Annotated in this window: 10 protein-coding genes; 4 read left to right on the top strand and 6 right to left on the bottom strand. The window is 76.7% G+C overall.

Translation table 11 applies throughout. The annotated features are described in order from the left end of the window. Positions 1-4 precede the first annotated feature (4 nt). From K2F47_RS33135 to K2F47_RS33115, 5 genes are all read right to left on the bottom strand, one after another. Positions 5-670, bottom strand: a complete 666-nt coding sequence (locus K2F47_RS33135; RefSeq protein ID WP_242910013.1) for a response regulator transcription factor — start codon at positions 668-670, stop codon at positions 5-7. Between the two features lie 10 nt (positions 671-680). Then, the gene (locus K2F47_RS33130; RefSeq protein ID WP_242910011.1) at positions 681-2,018 is read right to left on the bottom strand and encodes an MFS transporter; all 1,338 of its coding nucleotides are present in this window, start codon (positions 2,016-2,018) and stop codon (positions 681-683) included. Between the two features lie 120 nt (positions 2,019-2,138). Beyond that, complete coding sequence (locus K2F47_RS33125) at positions 2,139-2,735, bottom strand: TetR/AcrR family transcriptional regulator (protein ID WP_242910009.1); 597 nt, start codon at positions 2,733-2,735, stop codon at positions 2,139-2,141. A gap of 44 nt (positions 2,736-2,779) precedes the next feature. Beyond that, positions 2,780-3,529, bottom strand: coding sequence for an ATP-binding cassette domain-containing protein (locus tag K2F47_RS33120; RefSeq protein WP_242910007.1), 750 nt, complete (start codon positions 3,527-3,529; stop codon positions 2,780-2,782). Positions 3,530-3,580: 51 nt separating this feature from the next. Continuing rightward, on the bottom strand, positions 3,581-4,411 hold the full coding sequence (locus K2F47_RS33115) for an SDR family NAD(P)-dependent oxidoreductase (RefSeq protein ID WP_242910006.1): 831 nt from the start codon (positions 4,409-4,411) through the stop codon (positions 3,581-3,583). Positions 4,412-4,565: 154 nt separating this feature from the next. On the opposite strand from K2F47_RS33115, the gene K2F47_RS33110 reads away from it, so the two are divergent. The 4 genes from K2F47_RS33110 (at position 4,566) to K2F47_RS33095 (ending at position 13,373) form a co-directional block, all read left to right on the top strand. Then, a complete protein-coding gene (locus K2F47_RS33110; RefSeq protein ID WP_242910005.1) occupies positions 4,566-5,948 on the top strand; it encodes a M28 family peptidase in 1,383 nt (460 codons plus the stop codon). Between the two features lie 120 nt (positions 5,949-6,068). Then, positions 6,069-9,941, top strand: a complete 3,873-nt coding sequence (locus K2F47_RS33105; RefSeq protein WP_242910004.1) for a Pls/PosA family non-ribosomal peptide synthetase — start codon at positions 6,069-6,071, stop codon at positions 9,939-9,941. An 89-nt stretch (positions 9,942-10,030) separates the two neighbouring features. Then, positions 10,031-11,308: a M1 family metallopeptidase gene (locus K2F47_RS33100; RefSeq protein ID WP_242910003.1), complete on the top strand. Its 1,278-nt coding sequence runs from the start codon at positions 10,031-10,033 to the stop codon at positions 11,306-11,308. Between the two features lie 55 nt (positions 11,309-11,363). Continuing rightward, positions 11,364-13,373, top strand: a complete 2,010-nt coding sequence (locus K2F47_RS33095) for a HelD family protein (RefSeq protein ID WP_242910002.1) — start codon at positions 11,364-11,366, stop codon at positions 13,371-13,373. On the opposite strand, the gene K2F47_RS33090 is transcribed toward K2F47_RS33095, so the two are convergent. Then, on the bottom strand, positions 13,363-14,046 hold the full coding sequence (locus K2F47_RS33090; protein WP_242910001.1) for a TetR/AcrR family transcriptional regulator: 684 nt from the start codon (positions 14,044-14,046) through the stop codon (positions 13,363-13,365). The genes K2F47_RS33095 and K2F47_RS33090 overlap by 11 nt on opposite strands. Positions 14,047-14,081: the final 35 nt, after the last annotated feature.

Here is a 14,081-nt window from a genome sequence, read left to right as displayed (position 1 = left end):
ACGCTCACGGGGAGGTCCCGAGCCGGTACCCGGTGCCGCGCAGCGTCACCACCAGCCCCGGCCGGCCCGTCTTGGCGCGCAGCCCCGCGACGTGCACGTCCAGCGACCGGGACGCCGACAGCAGCGGGTCGCCCCAGATCGCGTCCAGGATCTCCTCCCGCCCCCGCACCACGCCCGGCTCCCGCGCCAGCAACGCCAGCAGGTCGAACTCGCGGCGGGTCAGCGGCACCGGGCGGCCCGCGACGACCACCCGCCGCCGCGCGAGGTCGATCCGCACGTCCCCGACCACCACGACCGGCGGGCGCACCGGCAGGGGCCGGGTGCCGCGCCGGACGACGGCATCCATCCGCGCCATCAGCTCCGCCGTCCGGAACGGCTTGACCAGGTAGTCGTCGGCGCCCGAGCGCAGCCCGCGCAGCACGTCCCGCTCCCGCGTCCGGGCCGTGACCACGATGATCGGGACGGCCGACACCCGGCGGACGCGGCGCAGCGCGTCCATGCCGTCCATGTCGGGGAGGCCGAGGTCGAGGAGCACGAAGTCGGCCCCGCCCGCCAGCCGGAGGGCGTCGACGGCGAGCCCGGCGCGCTCGACGGTGTGGCCGTGCCAGGTGAGGGCGGTGGTCAGCGCGGACGCGAGCCGGTCGTCGTCCTCGACCAGGAGTACCCGCATGCCGACAAGGTTAGACGTGCGCCGGGACGTCGCCGGGCGCCTGCTCGCGCCTCGACAGCGCCGCGTCCCGGGTCTCGCGCATGCACACGTACACGACCAGCGACACCGCCGCGCAGCCCGCCACGTACCAGTAGAAGCCCGACTCGGCGCCCGCCTTCTTGAACCACAGCGCCACGTACTCGGCGGTCCCGCCGAACAGCGCGTTCGCGACCGCGTACGGCAGCGCCACGCCGAGCGCCCGGACGTGGGTCGGGAACAGCTCCGCCTTCACGACCGCGTTGATCGAGGTGTAGCCGGTGACGATCACCAGGCCCGCGAGCGACAGCACGAGCGCGCCGCCGAAGCCGTCCACGCCCGACAGCGCGGTCATCAGCGGGACGGTGCCGAGCGTCCCGCCGATCCCGAAGCCGATCAGCAGCGGGCGGCGGCCGATCCGGTCCGACAGCGCCCCGGCGAGCGGTTGCAGCCACATGAACGCGAACAGCGCGCAGAAGCTCACCAGCGACGCCGTGCTCTTCTCCAGCCCGGCGGTGTTGGACAGATACTTGGTCAGGTAGGTCGTGTAGGTGTAGTACGCGAGCGTCCCGCCCATCGTCAGCGCGACCACCAGCGCCGCCTCCCGCCGGTGCGCGGCCAGCTCCCGCAGCGTCCCGCGCCCGGCGCCGGTCTCCTCGGGCCGCCGCTCCTGCTCGTCGAACGCGTCGGTCTCCAGCAGGCTCCGCCGCAGGTAGAACACGACGGCGGCGGCGACCGCGCCGACCGCGAAGGGGATGCGCCAGCCGTAGGACTTCAGCGCCTCCTCCGTCATCGTCTGTTGCAGGACGATCTGGAGCCCGAGCCCCCCGAGCTGCCCCGCCGTCATCGAGACGTACTGGAAGCTGGAGGCGAACCCGCGCCGTCCCGGCGGCGTCGCCTCGGTGAGGTAGGTGGCGCTGGCCGCGTACTCCCCGCCGACCGACAGGCCTTGCAGCAGCCGCGCCACCAGCAGGACGAGCGCGCCGAGGTAGCCCACCGCGCCGTAGGTCGGCGCGACCGCGATGAGCAGCGCGCTCCCCGACATCAGCGTGACGGTCAGCGTGAGCGCGGCCTTGCGGCCCCGCCGGTCGGCGAACCGGCCGAGCAGCCAGCCGCCGACCGGGCGCATGAAGAACCCGACGGCGAAGATCCCGGCGGTGTTCAGCAGCTGCGCGGTCTCGTTGCCCTTGGGGAAGAACGCCGAGGCGAAGTAGGTGGCGAAGCTCGCGTAGACGAACCAGTCGTACCACTCGACCATGTTGCCGACGGAGCCGCCGATCACCGCCTTCCAGGGGACGCGGGCGGGACGCGCGGGGGAGAGGGGAGCCGTCACGGGGACCTCCTGCTGCCGGTCTGGCGGGTCTGTGCAAGGAGGCTCACCCGCCGGGCGGGCCGGGTCCAGAGGGACGGCCGGAGATCTAACCTCGCCTTAACGAAGGCGGACGGGGCGGGGTCAGCCCGCGAGGGCGGGGTCCGCGCCGGTGACCGGCGCGCCGACGTAGCGGGTCACCATCCGCGCGATGAGGTGGGCGACCTCGTCCGGCGGGGCGGAGGGGAGCATGATGTGGCTCGCGGTCAGCCGGACGGCCGCGTCGGTGATCTCGGTGAGCGCGGCGCGGTCCAGGTCGGGCCACTGCGCCAGCGCGTGCTCGGCGATCCGGGCGCTGGCGGTGAACAGCACGGGCTCGGCGCGGGTGGTCAGCAGCGGGAGCAGCTCGTCGCCGCCCGCTCCGGTCAGCACCGCCTTCTTCAGCTGGTCGTCGGCCGACACCTCCAGCGTGAACAGCACCGCCGCGGTGACGGCCGAGTACAGGTCGGCGTGCTCGGACAGCACCCGGTCGATCCCGTCGAGGTAGCGGTCGTTGTCGCGGACCACGACCGCGCGTGCGAGGCCCCACTTGTCGCCGAACTCGTTGTAGACGGTCTGGCGGCTGACGTTCGCGGCGGCGGCGACGTCCCGCATCCGCACGCCCCGGTAGCCGCGTTCGACGAGCAGCTCGGCGGCGGCGTCCAGGAGGCAGTCGCGCACGGAGCGGCCTGCGGTGCCCATGGTGGTCCCTCCGGTGCTGATCAGGGGACGGAGCCCCGGCCCCATTATCCCCGGCGGGAGAGGCAGGGCGCGGCGGCCGCGCGGACCTCCACCGGGGGACCGGCGGCGACGACCCGCCCGGCGTCCAGGACGTGCAGGACGTCGCAGACCCCCATCGCCGGCTCCAGTCCGGCGCAGGCGACCAGCACCGCCAGGCCCTCGGCGGCGAGGTCGCGCAGCAGCACTTCCAGCGCGCGCGAGCGCCGCTCGGGCAGGGCCGTCCACGGCTCGTCCAGCAGCAGGACGGACGGCCCGGACGCCAGCGCGCGGGCGAGCCCCGCCAGCGCGGCGACCTCCGGCGGCGTCTCGGCGGCGCGCCGGCCGGCGAACTCGGCGACGCCGACGCGGGCGAGGAGCTCCTCGGCGAGCCCCGCCGCGAGGTGGCGGTGCCGCCGGTCCCGGCCGAGCCGGTCCCGCGCGGCGCGTTCGGCCGCCGCGCGCACGCCCTCCGCCAGGGTCGGGGAGGGCCACGGCCTGCGGCGCTCGGGCCGCTGGAACGCGCGGGCGATGCCGTGCCGGGCCCGTGCCCGCGCGGCGGTGCCGGTGAGGTCCGCGCCGTCGAGGTGGACGGTCCCCTCCGCCGGGCGGCGCAGCCCCGAGATGACGTCGCACAGGGTCGTCTTGCCCGCGCCGCGCGGCCCGACGAGGCCGGTCACCGCGCCGGGCGGGGCGAGGAGCCCGGCGCCGTCCACGGCCGTCAGCGGGCCGAACCGCACCGTCACGTCCGCCACCCGCAGCCCCTCCGGCACAGGCATCGCACCTCCCAGGGCCCGTCGATGTGACGTGGGTCACGTCGGACCCTCAGCCTACCCAGGGTCCCCGGACCGGGCAATCCTCCGCTCGCGCGCCCATTCCCGGACGCCCGCGACGAACGCCTCGACGTCGGCGGCCTTGCCCGCGGCCATCTCCGCGAACCACTCCGGCACGTACCGCTCGAACCGGCCCGTCTCCACGACCTCCAGCACGGCGGCGGCGACGTCCTCGGGTGGCAGCGCGTCGGACAGGTCGCTCAGCGGAGGCTCGTTCCCCGGACGCGAGAACAACTCGGTGTCGATGATCGCGGGCTGGACCACGTGGGCGTGCACGCCGGTCCCGTCCAGGTCGACGGCCATGCTCTCCCAGAACGCGGTCAGCGCCGCCTTGGACGCGGCGTAGGCGGCCTCGTGCGGCGGCCCGAGCCGCGCCGCCACCGAGCCGACCGCCACCAGGTGCCCGCGCCCCCGGGCGGTCATCCCCGGCAGCAGCGCCAGCGCGAGCCGGACGGGGGACAGGTAGTTGAGCCGCATCAACTCCGCGGCCTCGGCGGCCGACAGGTCCTGGACGCGGCGCCGCTTCGGCATCCCGGCGCACGCGACCAGCACGTCGACGCCGCCGAGCGCGTCCTGCGCCGCCGCCGCGAGCGCCGGGACGCCGTCGAGGTCGGCCAGGTCCGCCGTCCACATCGCCGAGCCGGGGGAGTGCGCCCGGCAGTCCTCCAGCACCCGCGCGAGCCGGTCCGCGCGCCGCGCGACCAGGCCCACCCGCGCGCCCGCCCGGGCCAGGGCCCGCGCGGTGGCGGCGCCGATCCCGGACGAGGCGCCCGTCACCAGGGCGGACCGGCCCGCGAACGTGTCCGTCCCATCACTTAGCGTGGTCATGGGGCCACGGTTCCGCACGGATCCCCGTGCGGCAAGCCGCGGCGCGCCGGTCACGGTTCGGTTGCGGGACTTGCACGATCTTGTCCGGAATGCCGGTTCTGCATAGTTTCGCGGCCATCAGGCGCCCCCTGTCGACACCACCCGAGGAGACGCCATGCCCGAGTCCCCCCGCCGCCCGCTCGACCGGCTTCCCCGCCGCGACCTGCTGGCCGGCGCCGCCGCCCTCGCCGGGCTCACCACCGTGGGCCTGCTTCCCGGCACCGCGTCCGCCGCCGGACGGCAGCGTCCCGGCGCGGCGCGCGGCCCCGCCCTCACCGCCGCCGACAAGGAGATCGTCACCCGCGTCAGCGCCCGCCGCGCGCTCCGGCACCTGCGGGTGCTGAGCGACGACATCGGCTGGCGCGTCGCCGGCACCCGCCGCGAGCACCGCGCGGCGCACTACATCGCCGAGATTCTCCGTGATCTCGATTACACCGTCGAACTCCAGCCGTTCGCCGTCCCCGACAAGAAGCTCGCCGAACTGCGCGCCGACGGCGAGCACTGGCAGAGCGCCGCCGCCGCGCTCGGCGCGGCGGGCCGGGCCAAGGGCCGGATCACCGACCTCGGCGAGGCCACCGAGGTCACCGCCGACCTCACCGGCCGGATCGCGCTGTTCACCCGCGTGCCGGGCAAGGAGCAGGCCCAGGCGCAGGCCGCCGCCGCCAAGGGCGCGCGGGCCGTCCTGCTCGTCAACGTGCGCAGCACCACCTACCCCGAGCGCAAGGCCGCCTCGTTCTTCCCCGCCCTGGAGGCGCCCGTCCAGATCCCGGTGCTCGGACTCGCCGAGCACCACGGCGAGGTGATCCGCGAGGGCGTGCGCGCGCTGTCCCTGGAGGTCACCGCGCACACCGGGTTGACCTCGCACAACGTCATCGCCGAGCGCCGCGCGACGGGGCCCAACCCCGGCGGCAGGGCCGTGATCGTGGGGGCCCACTACGACAGCGTCCCCGGCTCGCCCGGCGGCAACGACGACGGCAGCGGCACCGCCCTGTGCCTGGAGCTGGCCCGCGCCACCCGCCGCCTCCACACCAACCAGGACCTGCGGTTCTGCCTGTGGGGCGCCGAGGAGCTCGGGCTCGTCGGGGCGCGGCACTACGTCAAAAGCCTCGACGACGCGGCCGCCGCCCGGATCACCGGCTGCTTCCAGAACGACATGGTCGCCACCAGCCACCCGCCCGCGGGCACCTACTGGCTCCTGTCGGTCGACGGCAGGCCCAACACCACCACCACCGCGATCGCGGGCGCCGCCGAGCGGCTCGGCTACACCGGCCAGACCAAGGGCCCCGCCGCGCGCGGCTCCAGCGACCACGAGGCCTTCCACGAGCGCGGCATTCCCGCGGGCAACTTCAGCTGGCGCGGAGGGGAGGTCCCGAGCCAGCTCGAACCCGTCTACCACACCCCCGAGGACACGATCGACGGGAACGTCAGCCTCAAGCGCCTCCAGGTGTCCCTTGAGCTGATCGGCTGCGCCGCCTACGACGTCGCGCGCAGCGGCTGACCGGCACGCTCGGCTACGGGGCGCGCGCGTCCCGTAGCCGAGCGGTTCACGGGCGTCAAGTACAGTGTCCGGTTTGGCGGCGGAAGAGGGGCCGCCGGCCACCTGGACACCGGGGGAGACTTGAGTCCGCTTCTCGCTGAGACCGCGCGTGCCGTCTACCGATCGGCACGGAGCGCGCCGCCCCCGCGCACCCTGCTCGACGTCCTCGACGCGACCGCGCTGCGGCACCCGCACGCCCCCGCGCTGGACGACGGCGCGGCGCCGCTCGACTACGCCGAGCTGCGCGCCGAGGCGTCGCTGCTGGCCAAGGAGCTGGAGGCGGCCGGCGTCGGACGCGGCGACCGGGTCGGCGTCCGCGTCCCCTCCGGGACCGCCGACCTCTACGTCGCGATCCTCGCCGTGCTGACGGCGGGCGCCGCCTACGTGCCGGTGGACGCCGACGACCCCGACGAGCGCGCCGCGCTGGTCTTCGGCGAGGCGGGCGTCTGCGCGGTCGTCGGCGAGGGCCGCGCGATCACCCTCACCGGGGTCCCCGGCGGCCGCGCCGGACGGCCGGAACCGGACGACGACGCCTGGATCATCTTCACCTCCGGCTCCACCGGCCGCCCCAAGGGCGTCGCCGTCACCCACCGCTCCGCCGCCGCGTTCGCCGACGCCGAGGCGCGGCTGTTCCCCGCCCGCCCCTCCGACCGGGTCCTCGCGGGCCTGTCGGTGGCCTTCGACGCCTCCTGCGAGGAGATGTGGCTGGCGTGGCGGCACGGCGCCTGCCTGGTGCCCGCGCCCCGCGCGCTCGTCCGCGCGGGCGTCGACCTCGGGCCCTGGCTCGCCGAGCGGGCGATCACGGTCGTCTCGACCGTCCCGACGCTCGCCGCGCTGTGGCCCGCCGGGTGCCTGGACGGCGTCCGGCTGCTGATCTTCGGCGGCGAGGCGTGCCCGCCGGAGCTGGCCGCCCGGCTCGCCGTCCCCGGCCGGCAGGTCTGGAACACCTACGGCCCCACCGAGGCCACCGTCGTCGCCTGCGCCGCGCCGCTCGGCGGCGGCGCCCCGGTCCGGATCGGGCTGCCGCTGGACGGCTGGGACCTCGCCGTCGTCGACGCCGCGGGCGAGCCCGTCGGGCCCGGCGAGACGGGCGAGCTGGTCATCGGCGGCGTCGGCCTGGCCCGCTACCTCGACCCCGCCAAGGACGCCGAGAAGTACGCGCCGCTGCCCTCCCTCGGCTGGGACCGCGCCTACCGCAGCGGCGACCTCGTCGTCGCCGACCCCGCCGGGCTGGTCTTCGCCGGACGCGCCGACGACCAGGTCAAGCTGGGCGGCCGCCGGATCGAACTCGGCGAGGTCGACGCCGCGCTCCAGGCGCTGCCCGGCGTGACCGGCGCCGCCGCGGCCGTCCGCGCGACCCCCACCGGCCACCAGCTGCTCGTCGGCTACCTCGTGACCGGCGAGGGCTTCGACGGCGCCGCCGCCCGCGAGCGCCTCCGCGACGCGCTGCCCGCCTCCCTCGTCCCGCGGCTCGCGACCGTCGGCACCCTCCCGACCCGGACGTCCGGCAAAGTCGACCGGGACGCGCTCCCCTGGCCGCTGCCGGGCGCCGACGGGGCGGAGGAGGGCGCCGAGCCCCTGACGGGCGCCGAGGAGTGGCTGGCCGCGCGGTGGGCCGAGGTGCTGGGAGAAGAGCCCGACCGGCCCGGCGCCGACTTCTTCGCGCTCGGCGGCAGCAGCCTGGGCGCCGCCCGCCTGGTGTCGGCGCTGCGCCCGCGCCACCCGTCCGTCGCCGTCGGCGACGTCTACGAGCACCCCACCCTGCGGGGCCTCGCCGAGCACCTCGGCGACGGCGAACCGCAGGACGAGACCTCCGGCCCGGACCAGGCGGTGCCGGTGCGGCCGGTGCCGCGCCGGTTCGCCGCCGCCCAGACGCTGCTGATGGTCCCGCTGCTCACTCTCGGCGCGATGCGCTGGGCCACCGGCCTCGCCGCGCTCGGCAACCTCGCCGGGTTCGCATGGGCGCCGAGGGTGTCGTGGTGGGCGGTGCTCGCGGGCGCGCTGCTGTTCGTGACGCCGGTCGGCCGGATGGCGCTCGCCGCCGCCGGGGCCCGGCTGCTGCTGCGCGGCCTGCGCCCCGGCGACCACCCGCGCGGCGGCGCCGTCCACCTGCGGCTGTGGACGGCCGAGCAGCTCGCCGCCCGGCTGGGCGCGGCCGAGCTGTCGGCGGCGCCCTGGTTCGCCTTCTACGCCCGCGCGCTCGGCGCCCGCGTCGGCCCGGACGTCGACCTGCACGCCCCGCCGCCCATCACGGGGATGCTCCGGATCGGGCGCGAGGCCGCGATCGAGCCCGAGGCCGACCTGACCGGCTACTGGCTCGACGGCGACGTCCTGCGGGTCGGGGAGATCCGGGTCGGCGCCGGAGCCGTCGTCGGGGCCCGCGCGGTGCTGTTCCCCGGCGCCCGCGTCGGCAAGAACGCGCAGGTCGCGGCGGGCGCCGCGGTGACCGGACGGGTCCCGGCCGGGCAGCGGTGGGCGGGCGCGCCCGCCGTCCGGCGCGGCAAGGCCAGGCGGCCCGAGGGCCCCGGCCGCCCGCCGCGGACCCGCCGCTGGGCGTTCGCCTACGGGGCGACCGCCGTGCTCCTCGGCCTCCTCCCGCTGCTGGCCGCGCTGCCGGGCCTGGCCGTCCTCGGCCTGTCCCTGCGCGGCACCGCGACGCTCGGGGACGCGCTCGGCGCCGCGCTGCTCGCCGTCCCCGCCGCCACGCTCGCGGGCCTCGCGACGTTCGCCGCCGCGACCCTCGCGGCCGTGCGGCTCCTCGGCGCCGGGCTGCGCGAGGGCGAGCACCCCGTGCACAGCGCGCAGGCGTGGCGGGCGTGGGCGTCCAGCCGCCTGATGGGGATGGCGCGGGTCCGGCTGTTCCCGCTGTACGCGAGCATCCTCACCCCCGCCTGGCTGCGCGCGCTCGGCATGCGCGTCGGGCGGGACGTGGAGGCCTCCACCGTGCTCGCGCTGCCCGCCATGACCTCGGTCGCCGACGGCGCGTTCCTCGCCGACGACACGATGGTCGCCCCCTACGAGCTGGGCGGCGGGCGGATGCGCGTCGCGCGGGCCCGCATCGGCAAGCGCGCCTTCCTCGGGAACTCCGGGATGGCCGCGCCCGGCCGCAAGGTCCCCAAGGGCGGGCTGATCGGGGTGCTGTCGGCCGCGCCGAAGAAGGCCAAGGCGGGCGCGTCCTACCTCGGCCTGCCGCCGGTGCGGCTGCACCGCACCGCCGACACCGCCGACCAGTCCCGCACCTACCGGCCCTCCCGGCGGCTGAAGGCGGCGCGCGCCGCCGTCGAGGCGTGCCGGGTCGTCCCGGCGATGGGAAGCGTCGCCGTCGGCGTCCTGGCCGCCGCCGCGCTCGTCTGGCTCGCCTCCGCCTACGGGCTCGCCGCCGCGGCGCTCGCCTCCGGCCTGGTGCTGGCCGTCGCCGGGGCGCTCGCCGCCGCCGTCGCGACCGCCGCCAAGTGGGCGCTCGTCGGCCGGATCGCCCCCGGCGACCGGGAGCTGTGGAGCTCGTTCGTGTGGCGCAACGAGCTGGCCGACAACTTCGTCGAGGTGCTCGCCGCGCCCTGGTTCGCCGAGCCGTGGCTCGGCACCGCGCCCCTCAACCTGTGGCTGCGCTCCCTCGGCGCCCGCATCGGACGCGGCGTCTGGTGCGCGACCTACTGGCTGCCCGAGGCCGACCTCGTCCGGCTCGGCGACGGCGCGTGCGTCAACCAGGGCTGCGTGCTCCAGACCCACCTGTTCCACGACCGGATCATGAGGGTCGACACCGTCGTGCTGGAGGGCGGCGCGACGCTAGGCTCGAACGGGGTGGTCCTGCCCGCGGCCTCGATCGGTGCGGACACCACGGTCGGACCCGCGTCCCTGGTCACGCGCGGCGAGCAGCTGCCCGCCGGCACCCGGTGGCTCGGCAACCCGATCGCGGCCTGGGCCCCGCCCGCCCGCGACCGGCACCCTGCCTGACGCCCTACCCGACACCGCCTCGACACTGCCCCGACGCCGCCCGACGCCCTGCCCGACGCCGCGCCCGACCCGGAGGACCCGACCGCCCCGTGAACTACTTCCCCGACCACGGCGACGACGGCTACCAGGTCGGGCGCTACGACCTCGGTCTGGACTACCGCGTCGGCCCCAACCGGCTCACCGGCACCGCGCGGCTGTCGGCCGCCGCCACCGAACGGCTCGACCGGTTCGTGCTCGACCTCGGAACGTTCCGCGTCGGCCGCGTGCTCGTGGACGGCGCGCCCGCCCGGTTCCGGCACCGGCGCGGGAGACTGCACCTCACCCCGGCCCGGGCGGTCGCGCCCGGCGCCGAGTTCACCGTCGAGGTCCGCTACACCGGCAACCCGTCCCCGGTGCCGAGCCCCTGGGGCGGGCTCGGCTGGGAGCAGCTCACCGACGGCTCGATCGTCGCGGGCCAGCCGACGGGCGCGCCGTCCTGGTTCCCCTGCAACGACCGCCCGGACGACAAGGCCCGCTACCGGATCAGCGTGACCACCGCGTCGGCCTACGAGGTCGTCGCCAACGGGCGGCTGACCGGCCGCCGCCGCACCGGCGCCAACACGACCTGGGTGTACGAGCAGGACGAGCCGATGGCGCCCTACCTGGCCAGCGTGCAGATCGGCCGCTACCAGTTCCTCGAACTGGACGGGCCCGTCCCGCAGCACGTCCACTTCCCCTCCGCGGCCGAGCGGGACGTCCGGCACGACTTCGGCCGGCAGGGCGCGATGCTCGACGCGTTCACCCGCCTGTTCGGCCCCTTCCCGTTCGCCGCGTACACGGTCGTGGTCGCCGACGACGAGCTGGAGATCCCCGTCGAGGCGCAGGGCATGTCGATCTTCGGGACCAACCACGTGGACGGGGCGCGCGGCCAGGAGCGGCTCGTCGCGCACGAGCTGGCCCACCAGTGGTTCGGCAACAGCCTCACGGCGGCGTCCTGGAGCGATATCTGGCTGCACGAGGGCTTCGCGACGCACGCCGAGTGGCTGTGGTCGGAGGAGTCGGGCGGCGAGCCCGCCGCCGCGCACGCCCGCCGCTGGCACCAGCGGCTGGCCGCGCAGCCGCAGGACCTCGTGCTGGCCGATCCCGGCCCCCGGCGCATGTTCGACGACCGCGTCTACAAGCGCGGCGCCCTCGCCCTGCACGCCCTGCGGCACGTCATGGGCGACGAGGCGTTCTTCGGCGCGCTGCGCGAGTGGACCTCGGCGAACCGGCACGGGACGGTGACCACCGACGCCTTCACCGCCCTCGCCGGACGCCACGCCGGCCGCCCGCTCGACGGTTTCTTCACGGCCTGGCTGCGGGAAAAGGCGCTGCCGCCGCTGCCCTGAGTCGGTAAGGTCGTGGGTTTCGCCCACTTCCCTTCGCCTCAGGAGGTATGCGCGCATGCCCGCCGAACCGTCGACCCTCGCAGCCGAACGCGCGCATCTCGCCGAGTCCCGCGCCGCGCTGCGCCGGATGCGCGAGCACGCGCAGGGACTGTCCGCCGACGTGGCGGCGGACTGGGTGTCGAAGCAGTTCCTGGAGTCCCTGCTCGACCAGCGGATCGCCGCGCTCGCCGACCATCCTGACACGCCCCTGTTCTTCGGCCGCATGGACCGCGACGAGGACGGCCCGTCCGACCTGCCCGCCGTGATGTACGTGGGGCGGCGGCACGTCCACGACGGGCCCGAGGGGCGGCCCCTCGTCCTGGACTGGCGGGCCCCGGTGTCGCGGGCGTTCTACCAGGCGGGCCCGTCCGACCCGATGGGCTGGCGGCTGCGGCGCCGGTTCGGGTTCGAGGGCGGCGAGCTGACCGCGTTCGAGGACGAGCCGCTCGACCAGGGCGAGCGGCACGGGTTCGGCTCGTCGCAGATCCTCACGCGGGAGATCGAGCGGCCCCGCACCGGCCCGATGCGCGACATCGTCGCGACGATCCAGCCCGAGCAGGACGTCATCGTCCGCGCCGACCTGCCGCAGACCGTGTGCGTGCAGGGCGCGCCCGGCACCGGCAAGACCGCCGTCGGGCTGCACCGCGCCGCCTACCTGCTGTTCACCCACCGCGAGCGGCTGTCGCGCTCCGGCGTGCTCGTCGTCGGCCCGAACCGCGCGTTCCTCGCCTACATCGCGGCGGTGCTGCCCGCGCTCGGCGAGGTCCGCGTCGACCAGGCCACGATCGACGACCTGCTGGGCGCCCCGGCGGGGGAGGAGCCGCCCGCCGTGGCGGCGCTGAAGGGCGACGCGCGGATGGCCCGGGTGCTGCGCAAGGCGCTGTGGGCGCACGTCCGCAAGCCCGAGGAGGGGCTGGTCGTCACGCGCGGCGCGTCCCGCTACCGGCTCGCCGACCACGAGGTCCGGGAGACGACGGCGGCGCTGCGCGGCACCACCCGCTACGGCAGCGGCCGCGCGGCGCTCGCCCAGCGGCTCGCCCACCAGATCCTGGTGCGGATGGAGCAGCGCGGCGAGGCGCCCGACGACCGCGTCCAGGACCAGGTCGCCCGGAGCAGGCCCGTCAAGCAGCTCCTCGACCAGGTGTGGCCCAAGGTGACCCCCGAGCAGGTGCTCCACCGGCTGCTCTCGGACGCCGACTTCCTGCGCGCCGCCGCCAAGGGCGTCCTGGACGAGGACGAGCAGGCCGCGCTGCTGTGGGCCAGGCCCGCCCGCTCGCACCGCTCCGCCCGCTGGACCGCCGCCGACCGCGCCCTGCTCGACGAGCTGGCCGACCTGACCGAGCGGACCGCGTCGATCGGGCACCTCGTCCTGGACGAGGCGCAGGACCTGTCCGCGATGCAGCTGCGCGCGCTCGGCCGCCGCTGCGGGACGGGCTCGGCGACCGTCCTCGGCGACCTCGCGCAGGGCACGACGGCGTGGTCGGCGCGCTCGTGGGAGGAGGTGCTGACCCACCTCGGGCAGGAGGGCGAGGTCACGGAGCTGACCCTCGGGTTCCGCGTGCCCGGCACCGTCCTGGACTACGCCGCCCGGCTGCTCCCGCACGTCGCGCCGGGCCTGGAGCGGCCCCGCTCGCTGCGGGCCGGGGCGGGGGCGCTGGACGTCCGCCGCGTCCCCGACCTGGTCGCGGCCGCCGTCGAGGCGGCCCGCGCGGCGCTGGAGCGGCCCGGGTCGGTCGGCCTGATCGTGCCGGACGCGCAGGCCGCCGAGCACGCCGCCGCGCTGAAGGAGGCCGGGCTCGCGCACTCCGTCCTCAGCACCGACTCCGACGGCTCGGGGCGCCTGCTGGTGATCCCCGCGACGCTCGCCAAGGGCCTGGAGTACGACCACGTCGTCGTCGCCGGGCCCGCCGCGATCGTCGCGGCCGAGGCGCGCGGCCTGGCCCGCCTGTACGTCGTGCTGACCCGCGCGGTGACGTCGCTGACCGTCCTGCACCGGGGCGACCTGCCCGCCGAGCTCACCGCCTGACCGGACCGCCCGGGGCCGGGACGCGCGGCGCGCCGCGCGGCGTGGGCCCCGCGGGGGGCGCGGGGCGCGCGGGCGGGCGCAGGCCGTCGAAGGCGATCCTCAGCACGTCCTCGCCCGCGCCCGCGTGCGCGGCGGCGTGCGACAGGCCCGCCAGCAGCGCCATCACCTGCGCGGGGCCGACGTCGGCGCGGACGGCGCCGGCCTCCTGTGCCCGCGCGAGCAGCGCCGCGACCGCCGACCGCAGCGCGGGACGCGCCTTGCCCCCGGTGTTCTCGGCGCCCGCCTCCGCGAGCGCCTCCGACAGCGCGTGCTTCGCCCCCGCCTGCCCGACGACCCGCGCGAAGAAGCCGAAGAACGCCGCGCCCGGGTCCTCGGCCGCGAGCAGCCCCCGCGCGTCGTCGGCCAGCCGCTCCAGCAGGCTCGCGAGCACCGCCTCCAGCAGCGACTCCTTGGTCGGGAAGTGCCGGAACACGGTCCCGATCCCGACGCCCGCCTCCCGCGCGACCTCCTCGGTCGACGCCGAGGTGCCCCGCGCCGCGAACACCGACTCCGCCGCCGCGAGCACCTTGGCGCGGTTGCGCAGGGCGTCGGCGCGCAGCGGACGGCCCGGCGCGGCACTCGATGTGGCTCCTGGCACGGCGCCGGACGGGGCGCCGGAGGCGGCAGGGGTCATCGTCGCCTTCCGATTGACAAGCGGAGTCGTGACTC

The sequence above is a fragment of the Actinomadura terrae genome (assembly GCF_022751215.1).
GTDB lineage: Bacteria > Actinomycetota > Actinomycetes > Streptosporangiales > Streptosporangiaceae > Spirillospora > Spirillospora terrae.
The sequence above is the reverse complement of the archived record's forward strand: the minus strand, read 5'-3'. Positions and strand labels throughout refer to the sequence as shown.